We start from the raw sequence: 22,869 nt of genomic DNA, 5'->3' as shown, positions 1-22,869 counted from the left end.
GTCAATATCATTTTTTACCTTTTTATCATTAAAACGATAATTAAATATTATAATAAACCAAACCATCTCAAAAAATATCACAATTTAAAAATACTAATTTACTTCAAAGACACACGCTTCATCACAAACTTAAGTAGAACCAGCTTATTTTTGCATTGCCACCGACATAGATATTATCACAAATAACAGCATTACTCAGAAATTTGGACATGATCAATTATACGAGCCCTATTTCTAATACCCCTATTAATAAGAGCCCACAAAACTCTGTTCTAGTATCACGATCGCCTTACATATTCTCATTCTCAGGATGATCCATAAGAACCATTTTTACTCCCCTCTTTTTATCCACACACTCATCTCACTTAATGATGTGCAAAAAAATGATTTTGATTGATTAAAAACACACAGGTTTGGAATGAGATAATCCTACAATATCATTCAACATAAAAATAATTAATTATTATAAATCAATATCTTGTATAATAACAGTAGCTCTCAGATTATAATGCCCTCTACCCTCACAAATGTCATAACTCTTCTTCCGGATTACGATAAATATTAAAGACAGGGAACATATTCTACAATCACCATTGCATAAAGATCTTACACGCTTTATGCTTTTTCACGAGAATAAAAGGAAGAAGATGTAAATGTCATCTAAACTGACGCGTAACCAAAAATTGGTTTTAAACACCCTAAAGAATGCAAAAGGGCCTTTAAGTGCTTATGCAATTCTCGACCATTTACGCGAAGAAGGTTTTCGTGCTCCTCTCCAAGTTTATCGTGCATTAGAAAAACTCGTACAGTTAAAGTGTATCCATCGTCTTGAAAGTGTAAATGCCTTTATGATCTGTTTACATCCTGAAAACTGTCAACATGAACTCACAACTTTTATAATTTGCGAAAACTGTGGTAAAGCCAATGAAGTGCAAAATCAAACAATTGTATCTAGTGTCAAACAAATGGTTCAAGCTATTGGTTTCCAAGCACACAAAAGCACCTTAGAAGTACGAGGTCTTTGTAAAAAATGTGCAACAAAACAAGACTTCTAACTTGCAAGTTTATATATTTAGCATTATGCAATAAAGATCGCCTTCTTGTTTGAAAAACTCTTATTGCTCTTGCATGTGGCTCACCTTATCCTAAAGAGAGGTGGGCTTACTATATTTGTTAGTAACGTAAATATTGAAAGTATAAAGTCATGTCCATATCTGAGACAATTTTTTCAATCAAAAATCTCAATAAAACGAAACAAAAAAAAGTAATCAGCGCTCTTCTTATTATCTTTGCACTTTTTGTGCTTTGGTTTAGCTATAAATGGATAACCCATTGGCGTTATATGGTCTCCACTGAAGATGCCTATGTGCAAGGAGATATAGCAGCTATCGCGCCTAAATTAAATGGATACATTGAAAAAATTGCTATTAAAGCAAACCAAGTTGTAAAAAAAAACGATGTCTTATTTTACTTAGACAATGTTGATTATCAAATAGCCTTGAATCAAACAGAAGCACGTCTCAACACACAGAAAAAAACACTTCTATGGATTGATGCACAAATCACAGCGGCGCATAGTGCCTTAGATGACGCAAAAGCACAAAAAGCAGCCGCTTCAGCCATAGCAACCAATGCACAACTCACCTTAAAACGTGTAACAGAACTTAAAGCGAATCATTATGCGTCTCAATCCAATGTTGATGATGCCAAATCAGCTTATGAACAAGCCATTGCAAATGTTAACAGAGCGGATGCACAAATCACCGCAGCCCATGCCCATATCCAAGTGCTAAAAGCACAACGAGATGAAACAGAAAGCCAAACAAAGAGCTTAACACTCTCGCGTGAAAAAGCACAACGTGATTTTGATTCAACCATTATACGAACGCCATTTGATGGAGTTATAGGAAATTTAACAGCAAAAACGGGAGATTTTGTTGTAAATGGCCAACGTCTTGCGGCGTTAGTCCCCATACACGCACTTTATATTGAAGCAAACTATAAAGAAACACAGCTACAAGACATTCATACCGGACAAAAAGCTTATATTTCTGTTGATGCCTTCGAAAATGATGTTTTTACAGGAACAGTGCTTTCTATTTCGCCCGCAACAGGCGCTGTTTTTTCTCTTCTGCCTCCACAAAATGCTACCGGTAACTTTACAAAGATTGTCCAGCGCATTCCCGTACGTATTTCTATTCCAGAAGAAGTCTTAAAAACCGGACATATACGAGCGGGAATGAGTGTTTCAGTGAAAATTGATACACGTACAAATCCACAAGATAAAAGTCTCTTATAAAAAAGTAGAAGATCTTACTATGACATCTTCCATACCAGAGCTCATACAATCTCAAGAGCGTATAGGAATGCGCAAAATTGCAGTTTTTATAGCTATGTCTTTTGGCATGTTTATGGCAATCTTAGATATCCAAATCGTTTCCTCTTCTTTAGCTGAAATTCAAGCGGGTCTTACAGCAAGCTCTGAAGAAATTTCATGGGTTCAAACTTCCTATCTCATCGCTGAAGTCATCATGTTGCCGCTTTCCGGATTTTTGGGAAGATTGCTTTCAACACGTGTTTTCTTCACCATATCAACGATCGGGTTTACGATTACTTCTGTTCTTTGTGCAACAGCAACATCTATTGGAGAGATGATTTTGTATCGCGCACTACAAGGTTTTATTGGTGGAGGAATTATCCCAAGCGTTTTTGTCGCCTCTTATGTTCTTTTTCCTCCTTCCAAACGCCCAATTGTTACCCCTATTGTTGGACTAGTAGCAACATTGGCCCCCACCATTGGTCCAACCGTGGGAGGCTATATTTGTCATCTCTCATCATGGCATTGGCTCTTTCTCATCAATGTACCCTGCGGGATTATCATCTCAATTCTCGCTTGGAAATTAATTGATTTTGATAAAGCTGATCCCTCTTTAATGAAGAAGTTTGATTGGTTAGGATTCATTTCTATGGCTATTTTCTTGGGAACTTTAGAGTATATTCTAGAAGAAGGAGCACGTCATGATTGGCTGAGTGATACGCTGATTCGGGATTTGTTCATTACTATGATTCTTGCTGCAGCCTTATTCTTCTGGCGTGCTTTTACAGTAAAAGAACCCATTGTAGATCTCTCTACTTTTTCTAATTTTAATTTTTCAGCTGCATCCATTTTTTCCTTTTCATTGGGAATAGGCCTTTATGGACTCACGTACCTTTATCCTGTCTATTTAAGCCAAATCCGCCACTTTGATGCCCTCATGATTGGAGAAACATTGTTTCTTTCAGGATTCGTCATGTTATTAACTGCCCCGCTTGCTGGATTTCTTTCAGCACGAATGGATGCACGTTTAATGATGGCAATAGGACTTTTTGGTTTTGCAATAGGTATTTGGATGGCCAGCTCTATCACAGATAACTGGGATTTTTGGCAGCTTTTTTGGCCGCAAGTTTTCCGTGGTGCTTCTGTAATGTTATGTATGGTTCCTATTAATAATATTGCCTTGGGAACACTCCCACCAGAACGGATGCAAAATGCTTCTGGACTCTTTAATCTCACCCGGAATCTAGGTGGGGCTGTAGGGCTTGCCATTATCAACACTCTCATAACAAAACGCACAGACTTCCATCATGAACGAATAGCCGAAACTCTTAACTACGCAAACAAACAAGCAACTGAAATGCTTTCAAAGCTTACTGTATTATTCAAAACAGAAACCTTTGATTCCTATACTCTGGCTCTTTCTCAATTGTTTGGTATGGCACGCATACAAGCAACCACTATGGCTATTAGTGATATTTTCTTTATCATAACCATCATTTTTGGTGTTTTAACATTTATGACCATGTTTCTCAAAAAAATACCACCTCTCATGGATTCACCACCAAATCACTAAGCTTAATTAAAATTGAAAAATATTTTTTATCCTTATCACTTTCCTCGCTTCCTATGCACTTTATCTTGTCTCAAGAGACAGTATAAATAAATATATGATTCTAAATGATTCTTCTGATAAAAACTCTTTTAATGCGGACTCTTTCCGCACTTAAAAACAACTTCTCGCATACAAAAATTGTTCTAGATGATCGGTAAACAAAGAGCTTATCTAAAGTGCTCCACACTATAAAGATAAAGCAGCCATTTCTATAAGATTTTTGATTTATCACCATAGGGCACAAAAGGTTAAAAGATTCTTTGCCCTTCACTCTTTTGATTCTTACAAGAATATTCATAAAAGATTTATGATTCTTGTGATTTTTATTCACGCACATATTTCTCTTATAATGTGTAGGATAACGTTTTTTTGATTCTGAATGCAAAATTTTACATGAAAAAATCATTTTGTATTTGATCCTCTCATGCCAATTGCAAAACGATTTACCTTTATAGCAAAAAAGTAATGATATTTTTTTTCAAAAAAGCTACTTTTGAACATGTAATTTTATTTTTTTACACTCTTTTAAAAAATCTGATACCTATAATTTTGATTCTACTGCTGCATATTTTTCTTTCTTTAGCCCCTTCTCTTTCAACAAGCGCTAAAATTGTATAAAATTTCTCAAAATATCTCTCTATTGAATCAATCAAAACCATTCCCTTGCACATAAAAAGCAAAGAAAAAAACTGTTTAAGAAAAAAGCAAAATATCCAACCGTTTCGATGCAAGATCTACCAACAATATTGAAAACTGGAAAATGTATGATGATACTGGCTTTAAAAGAATACAAAACCACTCAAAAATCCGGTTCCTTTAATATTATAAAATAGGATGCTATTTCAAAAAATGAGCTTAAAATATATTCCTACTCACTGAACTGAAATTATCAAAAATAAGAGACCAGCCATATAATAAAATCGCAATACAACTCCCCAAAAACTTTGTGCCACTAAATACTTTGGCTCTAGCCAAAACAGTATGCTCTCCTCAATGCCAGCTGTTAAAAAACAAATAAACACTATCTTCAAGCCACTTTATGATGCTGAAAACGATTTGAAACTTCTCGTTCTCCACTAGGAACCAAAGTGCCATAACACCCAGAAAGATAATGTGGTATCAGTTCCAACGCTTGAAAGCGATGCTTTTCGTAAGGACCAGGCATTGCCAAATTTTCTGTTAAACTATTTGAAAAACCAAAACGTTGATAAAATTCAAAATCCCCTACCAGCAAAATGGCGCCATATCCTAATTTTTTTGCTGTTTCAATTGCATGGCGGACTAAAATTGATCCTATTCCCATACCAGCACATTCAGATGCAACAGCCAAGGGGCCCAAAAGTAAAGCATGTTGTGTTTTATTTTTTCTTTTAGAAAAAGAAACATGCCAAAGACGGACACTTCCCACAAGCTCTCCAAGCGCATTTTTAACCACAAAAGAAAGCCCTTGAGCAGCTAACCGTCCACGACGTAAAGCCTCTGATGATTTACGTTTACGTCCATACCCCATCGTTGAATCAAGCAAAATTTCTCGATAAGGCTTATCGGCTTCTTGCTCCAATAAAAGTGTAAAACATGCCCCATCTTTTGTTTGAAAGTTCATCATGTCCATCTCTATAACCGCCCTCTTATAGCGCCATGACGAGCATAGCAAAAAGTCTAAAAAAACTATAGTTAAAAGGAAACCTCAGATTACATATGATCGTAAAGGCTCAAAACCATTAAAAGCAACCGATGCGTAAGTTGTTGTGTAAGCACCCGTTCCATGAATCAATATTTCATCTCCTATCGTTAGGGATAGAGGAAGCGGATAAGGTGTTTTTTCATAGAGAACATCTGCCGAATCGCATGTTGGTCCAGCTAAAATACAAGGCTCCATAATCTTATCATCATGAGGAGTCTCAATGGGATAACGAATGGATTCATCCATAGTCTCAGCAAGACCGTTAAATTTCCCGATATCGAGATAAACCCATCGCACATTATCATTGTCAGCTTTTTTAGATATCAGCACAACTTCTGTACGAATAACACCAGCATTACCAACTATCGCACGCCCTGGCTCAATAATAGTCTCAGGAATACGATTACCAAAATGTTTTTTCAATGAATCAAAAACTGCCATACCATAAGCTTGTTCTGTCGGAACATCTTTTAAATAACGCGTTGGAAAACCTCCCCCCATATTCACCAATTTCAACGAAATACCTTTTTGTTCCAAACGCTTAAAAACTGTAGCAGCATCCGATAAAGCACGATCCCACGCACTCAGATCAACCTGCTGAGACCCAACATGAAAAGAAACACCATAGGCTTGCAAACCTAATTGGTTTGCCTGTTTTAGCACATCAACCGCCATGGCAGGAACACAGCCGAATTTGCGTGATAAGGGCCACTCTGCACCTTTTCCATCGGTAAGAACTCGGCAAAAAACACGTGCGCCTGGAGCAACACGTGCAATTTTTTCCACTTCTTCAATACAATCAACAGCATAAAGTGAAACACCAAATGCATATGCTCGTGCAATATCACGCTCTTTTTTAATAGTATTCCCAAAAGAAATACGCTCTGGCGTTGCCCCTGCTTTTAAAGCCATTTCAATTTCTGCAACAGAAGCTGCATCAAAAGAAGACCCTAAAGAACTCAGCAAATGCAAGATTTCCGGTGCAGGATTCGCCTTTATTGCGTAAAAAATACGAGATTGTGGCAGAGCTTTTTCAAAATTTAAATAGTTATCACGAACAACATCAAGGTCAACAATTAAGCATGGACCTTCAGAACGATGTGTTGCAAGAAAATCGCGAATACGTTGCGTTGCCATCTGCAATCCTCCTTGAGGGAATGCTCTCCCCACTCTTTAAACAGCCAAAGCTGCCCAAAACCAAAGGACAAAAAACACACAAAGACTACTCATTCTGATTATAAAAAACCAGAAATTAGTATTGCATGCAGCGAAAGAACAGCGCGAAAACCGCGTTATTCTATTTTATCTGCCTTTTTGATTGGAAAAAAAACACTTCCGCACTGAAGGCAATGAGGTGTGCCTCTATAGTTTATCCCAGCATTAAAAAACTGGAAGACACCAGAAAGGCCCGCACCGTCGTTGCTTCAAGATGTCCTCACTCTTGCAATTGGCTGCAAAAATGACTGGAGCGGTTAGTTCCAGGTACCGTACCGGTTAATCTCACCATTTGAGACCCAGCGGACACCCACAGGCACGTGCGACTTTGGGCAAGGCATCCTATAAAACGAATTCTTTTTCATTTCAACTATTTTTTTTACTTTAAATATTTTTTAATTCTTAAAGATAAAATGATGCGAAAAAACAACACTCTCCTCTACTAAACAAAGCCATCCATCCATTTTACAGGGTCCCCCCCTATACCATCCATGCATCATAAATCTCCGTTTTGGTTTAAAAGCCCCTTGTTACTTTTCTTCCCCATTCGGTCTCCGAATATCCGCTACAGAAAATAACGCAAAATAAATTACTCAACATATTAATTTATAATGATAATTTTTATTTTTCTCTTAAACAAAAATTCCATCACAAAATTCTCTCATTTCGCCACTTCTAATAATGAACCACTAAAAATTATTCTCTTGCACATCACAAATAGAAAATAATCTATAAACAAAAAACGATTTTAAAAGGAATAAAATATCTTCTCATCTATCCTATCAAACGCAAAGACTACCAAGATCAGACTAGGGATGATACTAATTGAAGTACCATCATCTTTTAAAGATAATGATTTCCCTCCCCCAACAAAACACCATTATTTTGCTCATTGACACTCTATACATCCTAAAAAATATCCCTGCTTCCAACATCCATTTTACGACATCGCTTAAAGCACTAGATCCTGCCCCCCCGTATAATTTAACACATATGATATCATTTAAGTAAATATCACTATTTTTCTACTTATGAAATTACATAAATAATACCCCCATTTTATCCATCACCTCCTAAGATTGCAAAAATTCCTACAGGGAGATGTGTTATCTTATTTTTAATCGTTTTTGCCCATACATTTCATTCCTTTGTAACGTACAAGTAAATGAAATTGAGTAACTCGTTCTTATCAAATCTGAAAGGAATAAACTTCACGATATTCAACCTTTTTATTCAAATTGACCTAAATTGTTATTATAAACCAATTTACTCTATTAAATTCTACTTCTCCCACCTTGCAACCACTTTTACATCTTTTCTTATTGATCACACTTTATTCATTCACGCATGTTTCCCTTAAATCTTTTAAGCTACAAATTCCTCTCTCCTGCACTATTGGTAAACGACTTTTTTTATTCTTAAAATGGAAAACATTTGAAATACTCAATCCTATAAAATCAAGGAGAGCGAATGATCTATAATGATTATTTATAAATCAAAAATTTAACTTAGACAATAAAGACTGAACAACATTCAGTCTTATAAAACATTTTTCTACAAAGATTAAAACTTCTTCTCTCTTAAATTTTAAGAGAAAAAAGCAAAATTTAAATTTCTGTACTCCGATATCCTTATGTCTCTTGATGAGAACCAACCGCACGCAACTTCAATAATTGAAACTGCCTATGGCGCTCACGAAAGCGCTGTCTATCAGCTTCACTACGCGTATTATAACAAGCATCACAGGAAACACCTTCCTCATAATAAGGCGATAATTTGCTTTCGGCATTAAGAGGAAAACGACACCCGCGACATAACTCACGTCCACATTCTTCAAGACCATGTTGAACAGAAACACGCTCATCAAAAACGAAACACTCACCCCACCATAAGCTTTGCTCTTTTGGAATTTTTTCTAAATATTTTAGAATTCCTCCTTTTAAATGGTACACTTGCTCATAACCAAGTTTACGAACATAAGCCGTTGATTTTTCACACCGAATACCGCCTGTACAAAACATAGCAATTTTCTTTTTCTTTTTTAAATCACCCTCATGTTTACGCACCCATTCAGGAAATTCGCGAAATGTTTTAATCCTTGGATCAATTGCTCCTTGAAAACTTCCTATCGCATACTCATAATCGTTACGCGTATCAATTAAAATTGTGTCTTCATCTTGAACAAGAGCATTCCAATCTTCAGGATCCACATAAGTACCAACAACTTTTAGAGGATCAATACCTTCAATCCCCATTGTCACAATCTCTTTTTTCAACCGCACTTTCATGCGATGAAAAGGCATTTTTGATGCCCATGAATATTTAATCTCCGGTGTTTGCAATGCTGGCTCAGCCATAATAAAATCCACCAACGCCTCAATCGCATCACAAGCTCCAGCAACAGTTCCATTAATTCCCTCTTGTGCTAAAAGCAGAGTCCCTCTGATATCCTTTGCCTGACATAAATCCTGCAAAGGCTTTTGTAATTGATAATAATGCTTCAAATCTGCAAAGCAATAAAGTGCAGCAACTTTAAATTTTTTTTCCATATCTTTTGCCATAACTCGGGTTTCATTCAATTTCAAGATCTATTCATTTACTCTTTAAGGTATTATGCTTGATTAAACGGTCCAAACAACACCATCTCCAAGAAGGAAGAGTATCATCAGCCCTAAAAGAGAAAAGCTTTTATTCTATCTCCACAGACAAATTGTTCTACTTGTTTTGCTTATTAACAATCTACAAAGTGGTGTACTCTTAGCACGTGCTCTTGTCGAAAGCAGATTAAAAACAATTGAAATCACATTGTGAATATCAATACCCTAGAAACAATTCAAACAATTACACAAGAAGTTCCTGACACAATTGTTAGAGCCGAAACAACTCTCAACACAATATACGACAAAAAAGAAGGAGAAAATTTACCGTAAGACATTGATTATAAATCGAATTAATCAATTATGCAAAAAACAGTAAAACTCCCCTACTTCTCAGTATAATACCCCCAAATGACCTCCTGAAAGCATTAGACAAAATCTACTCATATCTTAAATTTTTCCTTGTTTAAGTCGCTAAAGGTATTGCCTTCATCCACGCTTTAGCATCTCGCTTCTCTGATCTGATATTCAGTGATTTCCCTCGGTCGGTAATATAACATCAAAAAAATGCAATACAACAGCTTCAACTTCCTAACATCTTCTACGTTAGCGGTTTTTGGATAGCGCTTCACTAGCTATTTACAATAAGTGACGTAGAATTTGATTAGTCGCTTAGCGCATACAGCATAATTATCCTCTCTCTTTAAAAAACTCCCTCTATAGTATCAAGTGCGAGAGCATCAGTCTCTGCAACAAAAGCAAAGCTTTCATATATCCTTGCACAATCTTTTAACATGACCATGAAACCACAAATTCTTACCTGATTTTCATCAGGATAAATTTTGGAGAAGCACTTGGAAAGGCCTATTGTTGCAAAGCCGATTGTTTCAAAAAAGCACCAACATTCCCACTTTCATCCCACAAAAGCGCGTTCCACAACATAAGTAGCGGGAGCATTATTGGCCCCTTCAACAAGACCAAAGCTTTCACATATCCTCGCACAATCTTTTAACATTGCCATGGAACCACAAATCATCACCCGATCTTCATCAGGATGAATTTTGGGAAGGCCTGTTGTTTCAAAAAAGCATCCACTCTCCATAACAGTCGTAATACGCCCCATATGTTCAGAAGGTTCACGAGTAGTCATAGGATAAAATTTCAACTGTTGTGCATACATCCCAATGAGTGGGTCTTGTTGCAAAGAAAAAACAAGATCTTTTGCATAAGCCAATTCATTCTGCTCACGCGTCGTTTGAATAAGAACAACTTCTGAAAACTTTTCATAGGTCTCAGGATCACGAATAAGGCTTGCAAAAGGAGCAACCCCCGTACCGGTTGAAATAAGATAAAGGCGTTTTCCAGGAATAAGAGCATCAAGAACCAGTGTTCCTGTAGACTTTTTACGCATTAAAACTGTATCACCAATTTTAATTTTTTGGAGATGCTCAGTTAACGGCCCTCCTGGAACTTTTATTGAAAAAAACTCAAGTTGTTCATCCCAAAAAGGACTTGCAATCGAATAAGCGCGATAAACCGGCTTTTCTGCATTTGGCAAACCGATCATAACAAATTCACCCGAACGAAAACGAAAATTTTCCGGACGATTCAAGCGGAATTTAAATAACCGATCTGTATAGTGGCAAACCCCTTGAACAGTAAGTGCGAACACATTCTCAGAAATCGGAAAACTTGTAACGCTGCTGATGTTTGATGGAACATTAATAGCAGACGTATTCATACTCTTCCCCATATCTTTCTTGCATATTAAATTTCGAATCCTCGACGTGATATAGTACTTGTCTAACCATCTGCCAACAATTTTCTTAAAACAAAAGCCTTCAGATTAACGCTTTTATGTCAAAGTTAATCGAATGAGGAAAATGCAGATACATATCATATTCAAAGAAAAATAAAAACATTGAGTATTAAACTATCACCTCACTTTTTTCCATTTTAATATATAATGTATATCCTACATTTTATACATTGGAATGCTATAATACTTTTTTGTTTTACAAAATTTGACCGAAAATCTTAAAATTAAGCGAGATAAAACTTTTGGTGATTGAACGATAATCGCACGATTGCCTAAAAAATTCTGCCATTATATCTATTATTTTCCTTAGTGAACTTTTCATACTGCTCTCTTCATAAATAAATTGCATCTAATGCACTCTATGTTTGAGACAAAAATTAAGACGTATCAATGCTATCCAGGCAGTTCCAGATTTTATATGCCAGATAGGGGGAAAGAGTATTGCATATCTCTGTTTGTGTAATCTCCGCAACAGGCAGACAGCCCAATTCGGGAAAAATATGAATTTAAAGGTGAAAACCAATTCTCATGCTTAGCATCCCCTTTTAACTCAGCTTTATAACTTTCAAAAGCATCCAAAGCAATATCTTTTAAATAATGGAGATTACGCATTACTTCACGCTTTTGTTTCCTATGTTTTTAATGGAGTCATGTTCCTCATGTAAAACAAAATAGAACGCCATTGAATTGCGCACTCATGGACTTTTTTCAACGAAACATATTTAAGACACCCAAGCCTATTTCGCGACAACACCCGTGAATAGTGTACCATAAAATCCATTGGGCAGCTCCATATTTACGCTTATGGAGTAGCAAACCGACACCATCATTATAATTTTCCAGCCCCAATATTGCGACAACCATTGGCATTTAAAACGGTTCATAAGAGACATTTTTACTCCTTTCTTTTACCCATTTTTACCCACACACCCCTCTCCGCTTATGATGTGCAAACAAGGATATTAATTGATTCAATATGAGACGATTTAAAACAAAAAAATCTTAATATATTCAAGGTTATGATTTCAAGTTGAAAATGATAATTTATCTTTGTAAATCAATATATTATATATTTTATAAAACTAATCTCACTTAAAACCAAGAAAAAGATAGAACGTAAATATCATACACCCTCTTCATCTTGAAAAGAGATCATATCCAACTCAACGGTTTTAACGTATCAGAAAGTGTTTACACACTCTTTCCCATTTAACAAAAATAACTTTAATAGTAGAAATTTTTTAATTTATTGATTTAGGTAAGCAAACCACGCATATTTAATAAAAACAATCTCATCAGAAACACAGCATAACATTGCACACTTTAAAATGATACAATACAATCAAATTATACTTTCTTTTTTTAAGCTACCTCAACCAGAAAAAATGATTCAAAAACAAAAATCTATATTTCACAAATTATCAGAAGACTACTTGGTTGATAACAAACACAAATAAAACTAAAATACCTCTTATATCGAGAATACCATTTTACATAAAACGGCTTTCATAATGTATAATCCAGTCTAGGCTCCTTATGATTTTGACCATAGCAACAAACAGCATTTTTCCGTATATCATAAAGAATCTTTATGCAATAATCAAAGAAAACGCTGTCTTTCGCGAATACAGATAAGATTTTAAAATGAACAAATCCGTTAATGATGAAATAAATACACCACTCTATGCAGCTGTAGCAACCATCGATGTCAGTGCCATCGTTGCCAATTATATCACTTTAGCCAAACGTGTAGCTCCAACGGAATGTTCAGCAGTTATAAAAGCAAATGCCTATGGATTAGGGGCTCACAAAATTGCCCCTGCCCTTTATCAAGCTGGTTGTCGTACTTTTTTTGTCGCACAAATCAGAGAAGCACTTCAATTAAAAAGTATTTTATCATCAAATGTTACGATTGCCCTTCTGAATGGACTTCCACACTTAGGAGAAGAGTTTGTAGCACAATCTGGTATTGTTCCTGTTCTCAACTCTTGGAATGCCATTGAAAATTGGCAAAAAATTTGTCAAAAAAAGGATAAAAAATTGCCAGCAATTGTTCAAATCGATACCTATATGAACCGATTAGGACTTGACCAAAAAGACTTACAAAAACTCATTAAACAACCTACAATTTTCGAAAAAGCAGAAGTAAAATATATTCTCAGTCACCTTGCTAACGGAGAAAATGATACCCACCCATCAAATTATGCCCAATTAACTTCTTTCAAAACCACTCTTGCACAACTGCCAACCTGCAAAGCTTCCTTTGCTAATTCTGGAGGCATTTTTCTGGGATCAGATTTTTATTTTGATCTTGTTCGTCCGGGAATTGCACTTTACGGAATCGAACCCCAAGGAAAACACACATCACTTCTGAAACCTGTTTTAAAACTTGAAGCCCAAGTCATTCAAAGCCGCGTTGTCGATGCAGGAGAATCTGTTGGTTATGGAGAAAGCTTTATCACCAACAGATCAAGTACTCTTGCAACCATTTCTATTGGCTATGCAGACGGTTGGTTCCGTACTCTTTCAAATAAAGGAGCGGTTTATTTCAATGGACACAAACTTCCCATGGTTGGCCGCGTTTCTATGGATTCCATTATTGTAGATACAACAGATCTTGCTCAAAAACCTCAAACAGGTGACTGGGTAGAACTCATTGGCCCCCATCAAACACTTGAAAAAATATCCATCGATGCCAACACCCTTCCCAATGAAATTCTAACGTCTCTTGGACCACGCTACAAATACATTTATATATAAAGACTCTTTAAAGAATAAACTGATAAAATCATCATTTCAGAAAATTAAAGGCTTTTATGAAAAGCTTTATAACAATCAATTGCATAGAATAATCATAACCGCAGATTCACAAAAACCTCAAAATTGACAAGTTTATGACCTGTTTTATGGAAGTGTCTTTCACAACAAATAGCAAAACTCAATTTTTCCTATATAATTTAACGAAAAAGAATTTAACGCTAAGTTTTAAAAATTAATTGCCAAATTAAGTAAAAATATTAATTTATAATTCTGAATAACAGCAGAAAATATCGTAATTTTTGCTTAATTTCAGTCTTATTCATAGTGAAGCAATCAAAATCATCACTTTTACAATCTGGGCTGCATATAGCTAAAAATAATTTAGAAAAAGAATAGAAACGCCTCTTATAAACCATCTAACTGCAAGAACTATTACATTATTGGAGATTGGCAGATAGTGTCTTATTTAAACTTTTCTGACCTAAGTAGGAATGCACTATAGACTTTATATCATCACGAGGAATTTCATACCATTCATGCGCATTATTATGAAACGAGTGTAAGAAGTATTTCTTTAAAACAGATATGGTAAATGGATAACATAAGTATATTCTATTTTACATAAGAAAGCATAAATCCCATTAAAGCTATAGAGCAGCTATAACATTAGAGATAACTCATAAAAAGATTTTTATTTCTTTTTCTTAATTTTTCATCCCCACACCACTTTTCCCTTATAACATGCAAAAAACCCTCATGATTCATCACGAGCAGACTTGCAATTAAAAAAAACGCATAATATTTTCAGATCTCCTTCAATAGGAAAAATTTATAAACTCTTACTATAATTCATATATTTTTTACAAAACACAGTTTTTTTGTCTCCTTTTTTAATTCTGCTCATGTTATAAAAGGCAACATGAAATTCTAGAAAACAAAAAATAACTCCATAGAAACATGATCAATAAGCACAAAGCTGCTACAAAATGTATGAGCTTTTTCATTCATGTAAACAAATAAATTGAATGCATATTGTTTGTTTAATCAGTATTTTCTAATGGTGGACACGAACAAATGAGCATTCTGTCTCCTGCAACATTATCAATACGCGATACAGGAGGCCAATATTTATTGGCTGGATCAAGAAAATTATTGGGAAAAGCAGCTTCTTGTCGTAAATATGGCCGTTCCCAAGAATCATCTAAAGTATCTGCCAATGTATGAGGCGCATTCACCAATGGATTATTGTCTTTTGGCCAAACTCCACGACCAACTTTTTTCGCTTCTTCAGCAATAGAGAGTAAAGCATCACAAAAACGGTCAATCTCTGCTTTTGGTTCTGATTCTGTTGGTTCAATCATCAAAGTTCCCGGAACAGGAAACGACATTGTGGGCGCGTGGAATCCATAATCAATAAGACGTTTTGCAATATCATCAACACTAACTCCATACTGCTCTTTCAACACGCGTGTATCCACAATACATTCATGAGCAACACGTCCATGCTTGCCCCGATAAAGAACGGAATAAGCTGATGAAAGACGTGCAGCAATATAATTAGCATTTAAAATGGCTATTTGTGTTGCATATTTTAATCCATCAGCCCCCATCATTCGAATATACATCCATGTAATCGCAAGAATAGACGCACTTCCATAGGGAGAAGACGAAACCGCATAAGTTGCCCCATCCTGTTCACACCCAGGCAAAAATGGCTTAAGATGCATTGCGACACCAATCGGTCCCATACCAGGACCACCACCACCGTGGGGAATGGCAAATGTTTTATGAAGATTCATATGACAAACATCAGCGCCAATATCTGCAGGACGAGCAAGCCCTACAAGTGCATTGAGATTAGCACCATCAAAATAAACTTGTCCATTATTTTCATGAATAATAGAACAAATTTCCTTAATGCTTTCTTCATAAACTCCATGAGTTGAAGGATAAGTAATCATGAGGGCTGCCAATTTATCCTTATGCAATTGCACTTTCATTTTGAGATCGTCCACATCAACATCGCCATCGCTTAAACAATTTACCACAACGACTTCCATGCCTGCCATATGCGCCGAAGCTGGATTAGTACCATGCGCAGACGCAGGAATAAGACAAACTGTACGTTGATATTCTCCCAGTGATTGATAATATCGTCGGATAGCCAAGAGCCCTGCATATTCTCCTTGAGCACCAGAGTTTGGCTGAAAAGAAACTTGTGCAAATCCTGTAATTTCGCACAACCACGCATTTAACTGATTGATCATCTCCAAATAACCCGCTGCATCCCCTTGTGAAACAAAGGGGTGTATATTGGCCATGCTAGCCCAACTCACAGGCATCAATTCAGCCGCTGCATTAAGCTTCATTGTACAAGAACCAAGAGGGATCATAGCACGATCCAGCGCCAAATCCTTATCTGCCAAACGACGCAAAAAGCGCATCATATCTGTCTCTGAATGAACAGCATGAAAAAAAGGCTGAGAAAGAAAAGCAGCATCCCGTCTTTGACCAAAGAGTCGTGGAGAAACCTGATCAGCTAACCGTGCACCAAAAAGCTGTGCTAAAATACAAGCATCTTCTTCTGTCGATAATTCATCAAAATTGATTGCAAGAGTATCCTCATCAAGCACACGAACAAGGCGCCCCCCCATTTTCGCTTGATATGCAATCTCTTGAGCTTTTCCCTTAACAGGAATAGTCACACAATCAAAAAAGCTTTCCCCTTCAACATGAATTCCTGAAACCTCTAAACCAGCAACAAAACGACATGTTAAATGATGAATCCGCTGCGCAATTTTTTGTAAGCCTTTAGGCCCATGCCAAACAGCATAAGCTGTTGCCATATTAGCTAACAAAGCTTGTGCTGTACAAATATTTGACGTCGCTTTATCACGCCGAATATGCTGTTCACGTGTTTGTAAAGCTAAACGAAAACCAACGCGCCCTTTGGTATCTACAGTTTGACCCACAATACGCCCTGGAACAAGACGCTTTAGCGGCTCACTAACCGCAAGATAACCAGCATGCGGCCCACCAAATCCCATTGGGACTCCATACCGCTGCATAGAGCCAACAACAATATCAGCCCCCCATCGAGCAGGTGGTTCCATAAGGGTAAGCGCTAAAGGATCAGCCACAACAATCACCAGCGCCCTTTTTTCCTTTGCCTCTTTTATGACCTCACGGTAATCATGAAAAGAACCTTTTGTATCTGGCCAAGATAAAACAATTGCCGCTGTATCAGAACAAATCTTTTTCTCTTGGCAGATATAAATACCTTGTGTTTCAGCACGCGTTTGCGCAACACTTAAAATCTGAGGGTGTAAAAGACTGTGAAGAGAAATTTTTGTTTTTTTCTCACGTGCAAAGCGAAAAGCGAGAGCATTTGCTTCAGCCAAAGCTGTTGCTTCATCAAGCAGGGAAGCAGCGGCAATAGGCAAACCTGTTAATTCACTAATCAATGTCTGAAAATAAAACAAAAGCTCTAAACGACCTTGACTAATTTCTGCTTGATAAGGTGTATAAGCAGTATACCAAGCTGGATTTTCAAACAGATTTCGTAAAATAACTGGAGGCACATACGTTCCATGATATCCTTGCCCAATAAAACTTTTGTGCACACAGTTACGCTCCATCATTTTGGAGAGTTCTTCCAAAGCTTGTCCTTCACTAGCAGCCTCTGGAAGATCAAGTGAACGCGCAAAATGGATAGAGTTAGGAACCGCTTGAGAAATGAGTGTATCAACACTATCAAGCTCTAAAACATCAAGCATTTTTTGTATTTCATCAGGACGCAGCCCAATATGTCGAGAAGAAAAAGAACGTTCAATCATGAGACTCACCCAATCAAAGCCTTATAAGCATCTTCATCCAACAACTCTTCTAACTGTGTTTCATCCTGTAACGTCATTTTCCATAACCAGCCTTCTTTTTCAGCTTTCTGATTCACCAGTTCAGGCTTATCAGCTAATATTTCATTAATTTCGACCACTTCACCATCAAGAGGTGCATAAACATCTGAGGCTGCTTTTACCGATTCTACAACAACGACCGCCTCCCCCTTGGAAAGTTTTGTCCCATTTTGTGGTAAATCAACAAAAACCAAATCTCCTAATTGTTCTTGTGCATAATGCGTAATTCCAACAGTCACCACTTGCCCCTCAACGCTAAGCCATTCGTGGTCTTGTGTAAAATAAGTTTTTGACATAAAAATCATCCTTTAAAATAACGTTGTTTAACAAAGGGAAGTGAATGAACCGATAGTGCAATTCTTTTGCCTCGCAGTTCTGTAAAGACTTGTGTTCCTTCAACTTTACAATCAACCGGAACATAACCCATCGCAATAGGACCATCAAAAGAAGGACCAAAACCGCCTGATGTTACAGCTCCAATCTCATTGCCTTGATTATTGAGAAGTACTGCGCCGGCACGAATAGGTTGGCGCGTTTGTGGTTTTAAACCAACCCGACACCGAGTAGGTCCTTTTTGCAACGCTTCAAGAAACGCTTTCGCACCGTAAAATTGTGCTTTTTCTCGAACACTTTTAGGAACAGCCCATGTCAGAGCTGCATCAATAGGGGTTGTTTCAGGAGTAATATCATTTCCATGTAAACACAATCCTGCTTCCAACCGCAAACTATCGCGTGCAGCAAGTCCAACCCACTCAACACGAGAATCGCTCAGCAATTTTTCAGCCAACGCATGCGCATGTCCTATAGGTAAAGCAATTTCAAAACCATCTTCTCCAGTATAACCAGAACGCGTTATAAACCAATCTTGTTGAGACTCGAATCCTTGCATAAAAAACAACTCACTCCCTGGTAAATTCGCATCAGCAAGAACAGCTGCCGCTTCAGGGCCTTGAAGAGCAAGCAATACCCTTTCAAGTGCAATAACTTGACATTTAAAATCAACAGCCCGCTTTCCCAATTCTACGAAATCGGCCTCTGCATTCCCAGCATTAGCAACCAACACAAAACGGCATTCTGTCAAACGGGTGATGATAAGATCATCAAGAATACCAGCCTGCTCATTAAGCAAATAATTATACCGTGATTGCCCAATCTTTAAAGCTGCTGCATCAATAGGAAAAGCATAGGATAAAAATTCTACTGCTTGCGCTCCTTCAACAGCAATCAATTTCATATGCGAAATATCAAAAAGTCCTGCATGCGCGCGCGTATGAAGATGCTCTTTCAAAACCCCAAGAGGATAAGTTAAAGGCATATTCCACCCCGCAAAAGCGCCAAATTTTGCTCCTGCTTTTTCATGCAAATCATATAAAGGAAGTATTTTTAAAAAAGATGTCTCTTGTGTTGTGCCCATAATAACTCCAAAGCTGCGCTAACACCCATGCAATATGAACGTTTCTACACCCCTCTGTCATCAACCTGAGAGACTCGCGAAAAAATCCTTCGCTTACACCTTCGGCACGGGCTTTCCCGACTTTCCAGATCTGCCTTCCTCCTCTTACGGTCCTTTAAAGCCTGAGAGATTATGGGCTATTTCCCCTTCGGCGGCAACGCAAAAATTTGCAATTTGCACTCTCCCGCAAAAGAATGAAAGAAACGATAACGCTCTTTCTAGCATATTTTAATCTATAACCTATCTTTACCGCACTGTCATTAGTAAAGTGATGAAAATGCTCTCATTTTTAAAACTTGCATAAGCTACTTCAAAAGTCTTATAATAACATTTGTTTGTGAACTTTGTAAAAATTGTAAGGAACCTACTTTAGAAATTTAATACAAAAATCAAAAGCTATAAACAAAAAGACCCCTTGAAAATCATGCAAAACGTTACACACTAAAAAGATCGCAAAGCAATATTTTTTCTTGCCCGATTCAACCTTAACGATAGGGTTTTATATTCTTCTAAGAATAAGGACTTCAAATATCTTATAAGTATGATTTTAATGCACAAAAAGTTAATTTTCTGCGTTCTAAATAGTGTCATAAATTACGACTATTTATCTACCAAAATTACCGAACAAAGGTCACAAAATACTCATGAAAGCTGGTAATATTTTTTACAATTGTGAAAATGATCTTCCAAAGCAAATTGCTCTTTTTCCTTTAGAAGGGGCGCTCTTACTGCCAGGTGGTTTTTTATCACTCAACATTTTTGAACCAGAATCGCTTGAAATGGTTGAAAACGTTATGGTCACCGATCGTCTATTGGGAATCATTCAACCACTTTCATCGGCCACAGACTGCCTCTCTAAACAACTTTATAAAACAGGCTGTATAGGACGCATTACAAACTATAGTGAAACAGGAAATGGACAACTCTTCATTATATTACAAGGTATTTGCCGCTTCACCTTAGAAAAAGAATTGACAAACACAAAATCTTATCGAACAGCTCTCATCCAATCAAACATAAAAGACTTACAAGAATTCGATATTGAAGAAAGCATTAATCGGGAAATCTTACTCGATGTCGTTGAAAAATATCTCACCATCCATGAAATGGAATATAACTGGAGCAGTATCATAGAAGCCCCTACGCCTATATTAGTTAATGCTTTTTCAGCTCTTATTCCCTTTACACCAGCAGAAAAACAAGCTCTACTTGAAGCTCCAGATATCAGAAGCCGTGCTCAAACTCTTCTTGCATTAACAGAACGCTCACTCATGAAACAAACAGGAACAGATTACCGCTTAAACTAATAAACGTCCAAACATGAAAAAAATGACCACAGATCCCAAAATGCTCGAATTGCTTGTCTGCCCGATAACGAAAAGCACGCTCTCTTTCAATCGAAAAACACAAGAGCTCATTTCTCTCAAAGCCAAACTTGCCTATCCTATTCGTGATGGTGTTCCCATTATGCTTGCTTCAGAAGCGCGCCCTTTGCAAAACAATGAAGAACGTACGCATAAAAAATAAAAAATCTTCATGCAATTCCCCTTCAAAACCCGCTGTTATCAAGCCTCTATCCATAGATATCTCAATATTCACAAGCTCTGAAAAGAGTTTTACCCTATAGCAATACAGTGGTTTATAAAGATATTTATATCGCTTTATTTCGTACAATAAAAGACCCCAATACATCAGATTCTCTTATTCCAACCTGTTCATCCTAAAACAATCAAAATCATTCGCTTAGCATAACACAAGCACCTAAATGAAATCGATTAAAAAGAAATAAAAATGGCTCTTCTGACTCCATTAAATGCAAGAATTCTAATAATATTTTGAACTACCCCAAATCAATGAAGTGGCTTAAATATAAAGATGGTTATATTTCATGAATTTTAATTTATACTATTCACGAGCAACGTGTTTAAGCTACCCCTATCGCAATAAATAAAAAAGGCAAATTATATCATCTTTTGTGTGTCATATCAGGAACAAGAATTTTTATCTGTTTGCGTTATCTTTAAAACAAAAATCCAGCTTTATTTTTGCAGAAAACATAAATGTTGTAAAACTAAAAAGCAGTTCCTAGCCTTGCCATCATCAGTCTTTCATTCAACTTTACAGCTTTTACAAAGTATCTCAAACAATATTTTATATGTAATGGACGCCTTGATAAAGAAAAACAAGAAAAACTGTTGTAATTTCAATTGATGATTGAAAATAATTCCCTTATGAATGAGATTTATATTTTTGATCGTGGACGCGGCGATTAATAGGGTCTGAAAACCCGAAACCAAGCATAAAAATTAACCCGCTTTTTGCGGATATCAAAGCAAGAGGCTAATTCAGTTTCAACACTTCAGACTCCGGAAACGCTTGTTTCACAAACATATAATAGATTCAGTGTATTATATGAAATTATTTTAAAGAAAGAAAATGCAGAAGCTGCTAATCATTCTCTTGTTGCAAAGGCTCTTCTCGGCGAGATAGAAGCTTTAAGGAGTTATGAGTCTACGTCCAAAATAAACGTATCAGAATTTTCTGATTATAAAATGATAACGTGGAATGAACGCTTGCTTCTTTTTGCACAGGCCTATAAAAATGGGGAATTAGATGATATTCTAACGCGCAATAAGCCCAAACAGCGCTCGATAAATCTCATCGCAGCAAGTAACATCCTCAAAACGGGAGGATGGATTGCTATGGAACCTGAGAGAATGTTTCTCTCTTTGCCAGACCGTTTTATTCAATTTGATTTTGGCTTTATACGTCTTCATGATAATTACAATGTTCGTCTTGAAGCTGAAATATCTAATGAAGAGATTTCTGTAGCTTGCAAATATATTCACTATAGGAGAGAATATAATTGGATACGACCTACGGATATTTATCAGTCTTTTAACACGATTGGAGGGGGTTTTTTTAGTGGTTTTGGCAAGGAAATTGATATTTGTGTGGGAACATTAAATGATCACGAGCTTATCAAAATCTCTGAACGGATAATACAATGGGCACGCGCCCAAGATTTACAAGCATCGATCGAAAGCAAAACACTTGTTCAAAAATAAAGATTGTCCACAATTTGATAGCGCCTGTTTGACTAGCACAGGCATTTTGGCTTGTGCTTGCAAATTCATTGATCCTATCCACACAGAAGATATTCCAGATATACAACTTAATTTTGAAGCCAAGGGACTGGAAATCTTTGAACCAGAAGTCACTGCGGATCGCTTAAAGCAAGCACTTGATGATGCGCTAGAATGGTCAGTAACTGCTATTGATCTTTCTGAAAGACTTCGCTCTGATTATGGCACTGCTCCTTGGGAAAAAGGCGCCACGTCTAAAGCAAACGATACGGATTATGCTTTACTTCATCTTGGCGCTCTTGCTTTATTGGGCAATATTGAGACCTTACAATCTTATCAGCAAAGCTTTACGGCAGGTGATCACCTAGGCTTTGACGAAAGCATCAACAAAACCCACCTTGAACGTGCATTA

General features: G+C 36.8%; 14 protein-coding genes, 2 pseudogenes and 2 riboswitches. Of the genes and pseudogenes, 8 read left to right on the top strand and 8 right to left on the bottom strand.

Translation table 11 applies throughout. The annotated features are described in order from the left end of the window. Window positions 1-653: 653 nt before the first annotated feature. The 3 genes from GGR08_RS06480 (at window position 654) to GGR08_RS06470 (ending at window position 3,890) form a co-directional block, all read left to right on the top strand. A complete protein-coding gene (locus tag GGR08_RS06480; protein WP_183194548.1) occupies window positions 654-1,055 on the top strand; it encodes a Fur family transcriptional regulator in 402 nt (133 codons plus the stop codon). Between the two features lie 149 nt (window positions 1,056-1,204). After that, window positions 1,205-2,299: an HlyD family secretion protein gene (locus GGR08_RS06475; RefSeq protein ID WP_183194547.1), complete on the top strand. Its 1,095-nt coding sequence runs from the start codon at window positions 1,205-1,207 to the stop codon at window positions 2,297-2,299. Window positions 2,300-2,318: 19 nt separating this feature from the next. After that, entirely contained in the window at window positions 2,319-3,890 is a 1,572-nt protein-coding gene (locus GGR08_RS06470; protein WP_183194546.1) for a DHA2 family efflux MFS transporter permease subunit, read from the top strand. Window positions 3,891-4,956: 1,066 nt separating this feature from the next. Here the strand turns inward: GGR08_RS06470 and GGR08_RS06465 are convergent. From GGR08_RS06465 to trhO, 3 genes are all read right to left on the bottom strand, one after another. Continuing rightward, on the bottom strand, window positions 4,957-5,541 hold the full coding sequence (locus GGR08_RS06465; protein WP_183194545.1) for a GNAT family N-acetyltransferase: 585 nt from the start codon (window positions 5,539-5,541) through the stop codon (window positions 4,957-4,959). 75 nt (window positions 5,542-5,616) lie between these two features. Further along, window positions 5,617-6,750 carry a type III PLP-dependent enzyme gene (locus tag GGR08_RS06460; RefSeq protein WP_183194544.1) on the bottom strand — a complete coding sequence of 378 codons (1,134 nt, stop codon included), beginning with the start codon at window positions 6,748-6,750 and terminating at the stop codon, window positions 5,617-5,619. Window positions 6,751-8,459: 1,709 nt separating this feature from the next. Further along, a complete protein-coding gene (gene trhO / locus GGR08_RS06455; RefSeq protein ID WP_183194543.1) occupies window positions 8,460-9,377 on the bottom strand; it encodes an oxygen-dependent tRNA uridine(34) hydroxylase TrhO in 918 nt (305 codons plus the stop codon). Window positions 9,378-9,635: 258 nt separating this feature from the next. Here trhO and GGR08_RS08540 point away from each other — a divergent pair, with 258 nt between their 5' ends. Continuing rightward, a complete protein-coding gene (locus tag GGR08_RS08540) occupies window positions 9,636-9,758 on the top strand; it encodes a hypothetical protein (protein WP_281377823.1) in 123 nt (40 codons plus the stop codon). A 580-nt stretch (window positions 9,759-10,338) separates the two neighbouring features. On the opposite strand, the gene GGR08_RS06450 is transcribed toward GGR08_RS08540, so the two are convergent. Together GGR08_RS06450 and GGR08_RS08345 are read right to left on the bottom strand one after the other, a co-directional pair. Beyond that, window positions 10,339-11,166, bottom strand: coding sequence for a ferredoxin--NADP reductase (locus tag GGR08_RS06450; protein ID WP_183194542.1), 828 nt, complete (start codon window positions 11,164-11,166; stop codon window positions 10,339-10,341). 439 nt (window positions 11,167-11,605) lie between these two features. Continuing rightward, window positions 11,606-12,137 (bottom strand): annotated as a pseudogene (locus GGR08_RS08345) (integrase); the annotation flags it as partial. A gap of 751 nt (window positions 12,138-12,888) precedes the next feature. Between GGR08_RS08345 and alr the strand changes: the two are divergent. Then, window positions 12,889-14,004 carry an alanine racemase gene (gene alr / locus GGR08_RS06440; protein WP_183194540.1) on the top strand — a complete coding sequence of 372 codons (1,116 nt, stop codon included), beginning with the start codon at window positions 12,889-12,891 and terminating at the stop codon, window positions 14,002-14,004. A 1,040-nt stretch (window positions 14,005-15,044) separates the two neighbouring features. Here alr and gcvP read toward each other — a convergent pair. Genes gcvP through gcvT form a run of 3 tightly spaced genes read right to left on the bottom strand, consistent with a single transcriptional unit; the run spans window position 15,045 to window position 19,332 of the window. After that, a complete protein-coding gene (gene gcvP, locus GGR08_RS06435; protein WP_183194539.1) occupies window positions 15,045-17,840 on the bottom strand; it encodes an aminomethyl-transferring glycine dehydrogenase in 2,796 nt (931 codons plus the stop codon). A 5-nt stretch (window positions 17,841-17,845) separates the two neighbouring features. Further along, a complete protein-coding gene (gcvH, locus tag GGR08_RS06430) occupies window positions 17,846-18,214 on the bottom strand; it encodes a glycine cleavage system protein GcvH (RefSeq protein ID WP_183194538.1) in 369 nt (122 codons plus the stop codon). Between the two features lie 5 nt (window positions 18,215-18,219). After that, the gene (gene gcvT, locus GGR08_RS06425) at window positions 18,220-19,332 is read right to left on the bottom strand and encodes a glycine cleavage system aminomethyltransferase GcvT (protein ID WP_183194537.1); all 1,113 of its coding nucleotides are present in this window, start codon (window positions 19,330-19,332) and stop codon (window positions 18,220-18,222) included. A gap of 44 nt (window positions 19,333-19,376) precedes the next feature. Next, window positions 19,377-19,468: riboswitch (glycine riboswitch) on the bottom strand. A 1-nt stretch (window position 19,469) separates the two neighbouring features. Next, window positions 19,470-19,568, bottom strand: a riboswitch (glycine riboswitch). Between the two features lie 447 nt (window positions 19,569-20,015). Here gcvT and GGR08_RS06420 point away from each other — a divergent pair. The 3 genes and pseudogenes from GGR08_RS06420 to GGR08_RS06410 all read left to right on the top strand — a co-directional run. After that, on the top strand, window positions 20,016-20,678 hold the full coding sequence (locus GGR08_RS06420; protein WP_183194536.1) for an LON peptidase substrate-binding domain-containing protein: 663 nt from the start codon (window positions 20,016-20,018) through the stop codon (window positions 20,676-20,678). A gap of 13 nt (window positions 20,679-20,691) precedes the next feature. Further along, the gene (locus tag GGR08_RS06415) at window positions 20,692-20,898 is read left to right on the top strand and encodes a Trm112 family protein (protein WP_183194535.1); all 207 of its coding nucleotides are present in this window, start codon (window positions 20,692-20,694) and stop codon (window positions 20,896-20,898) included. A gap of 1,049 nt (window positions 20,899-21,947) precedes the next feature. After that, window positions 21,948-22,869, top strand: a pseudogene (locus GGR08_RS06410) (DUF6990 domain-containing protein); the annotation flags it as partial.

The sequence above is a fragment of the Bartonella fuyuanensis genome, from assembly GCF_014197255.1.
GTDB classification, from domain to species: domain Bacteria; phylum Pseudomonadota; class Alphaproteobacteria; order Rhizobiales; family Rhizobiaceae; genus Bartonella; species Bartonella fuyuanensis.
This window is presented reverse-complemented; position numbering and strand designations above follow the sequence as displayed.

Excerpts from the sequence above, each read along its gene's own strand:
- GGR08_RS06415 (WP_183194535.1), top strand. The coding sequence starts at position 20,692 with ATGAAAAAAATGACCACAGATCCCAAAATGCTCGAATTGCTTGTCTGC.
- gcvP (WP_183194539.1), bottom strand. The coding sequence starts at position 17,840 with ATGATTGAACGTTCTTTTTCTTCTCGACATATTGGGCTGCGTCCTGAT.
- GGR08_RS06475 (WP_183194547.1), top strand. The coding sequence starts at position 1,205 with ATGTCCATATCTGAGACAATTTTTTCAATCAAAAATCTCAATAAAACG.
- gcvH (WP_183194538.1), bottom strand. The coding sequence starts at position 18,214 with ATGTCAAAAACTTATTTTACACAAGACCACGAATGGCTTAGCGTTGAG.
- GGR08_RS06460 (WP_183194544.1), bottom strand. The coding sequence starts at position 6,750 with ATGGCAACGCAACGTATTCGCGATTTTCTTGCAACACATCGTTCTGAA.
- GGR08_RS06450 (WP_183194542.1), bottom strand. The coding sequence starts at position 11,166 with ATGAATACGTCTGCTATTAATGTTCCATCAAACATCAGCAGCGTTACA.
- trhO (WP_183194543.1), bottom strand. The coding sequence starts at position 9,377 with ATGGAAAAAAAATTTAAAGTTGCTGCACTTTATTGCTTTGCAGATTTG.
- GGR08_RS06470 (WP_183194546.1), top strand. The coding sequence starts at position 2,319 with ATGACATCTTCCATACCAGAGCTCATACAATCTCAAGAGCGTATAGGA.
- gcvT (WP_183194537.1), bottom strand. The coding sequence starts at position 19,332 with ATGGGCACAACACAAGAGACATCTTTTTTAAAAATACTTCCTTTATAT.
- GGR08_RS06465 (WP_183194545.1), bottom strand. The coding sequence starts at position 5,541 with ATGGACATGATGAACTTTCAAACAAAAGATGGGGCATGTTTTACACTT.
- alr (WP_183194540.1), top strand. The coding sequence starts at position 12,889 with ATGAACAAATCCGTTAATGATGAAATAAATACACCACTCTATGCAGCT.
- GGR08_RS06480 (WP_183194548.1), top strand. The coding sequence starts at position 654 with ATGTCATCTAAACTGACGCGTAACCAAAAATTGGTTTTAAACACCCTA.
- GGR08_RS06420 (WP_183194536.1), top strand. The coding sequence starts at position 20,016 with ATGAAAGCTGGTAATATTTTTTACAATTGTGAAAATGATCTTCCAAAG.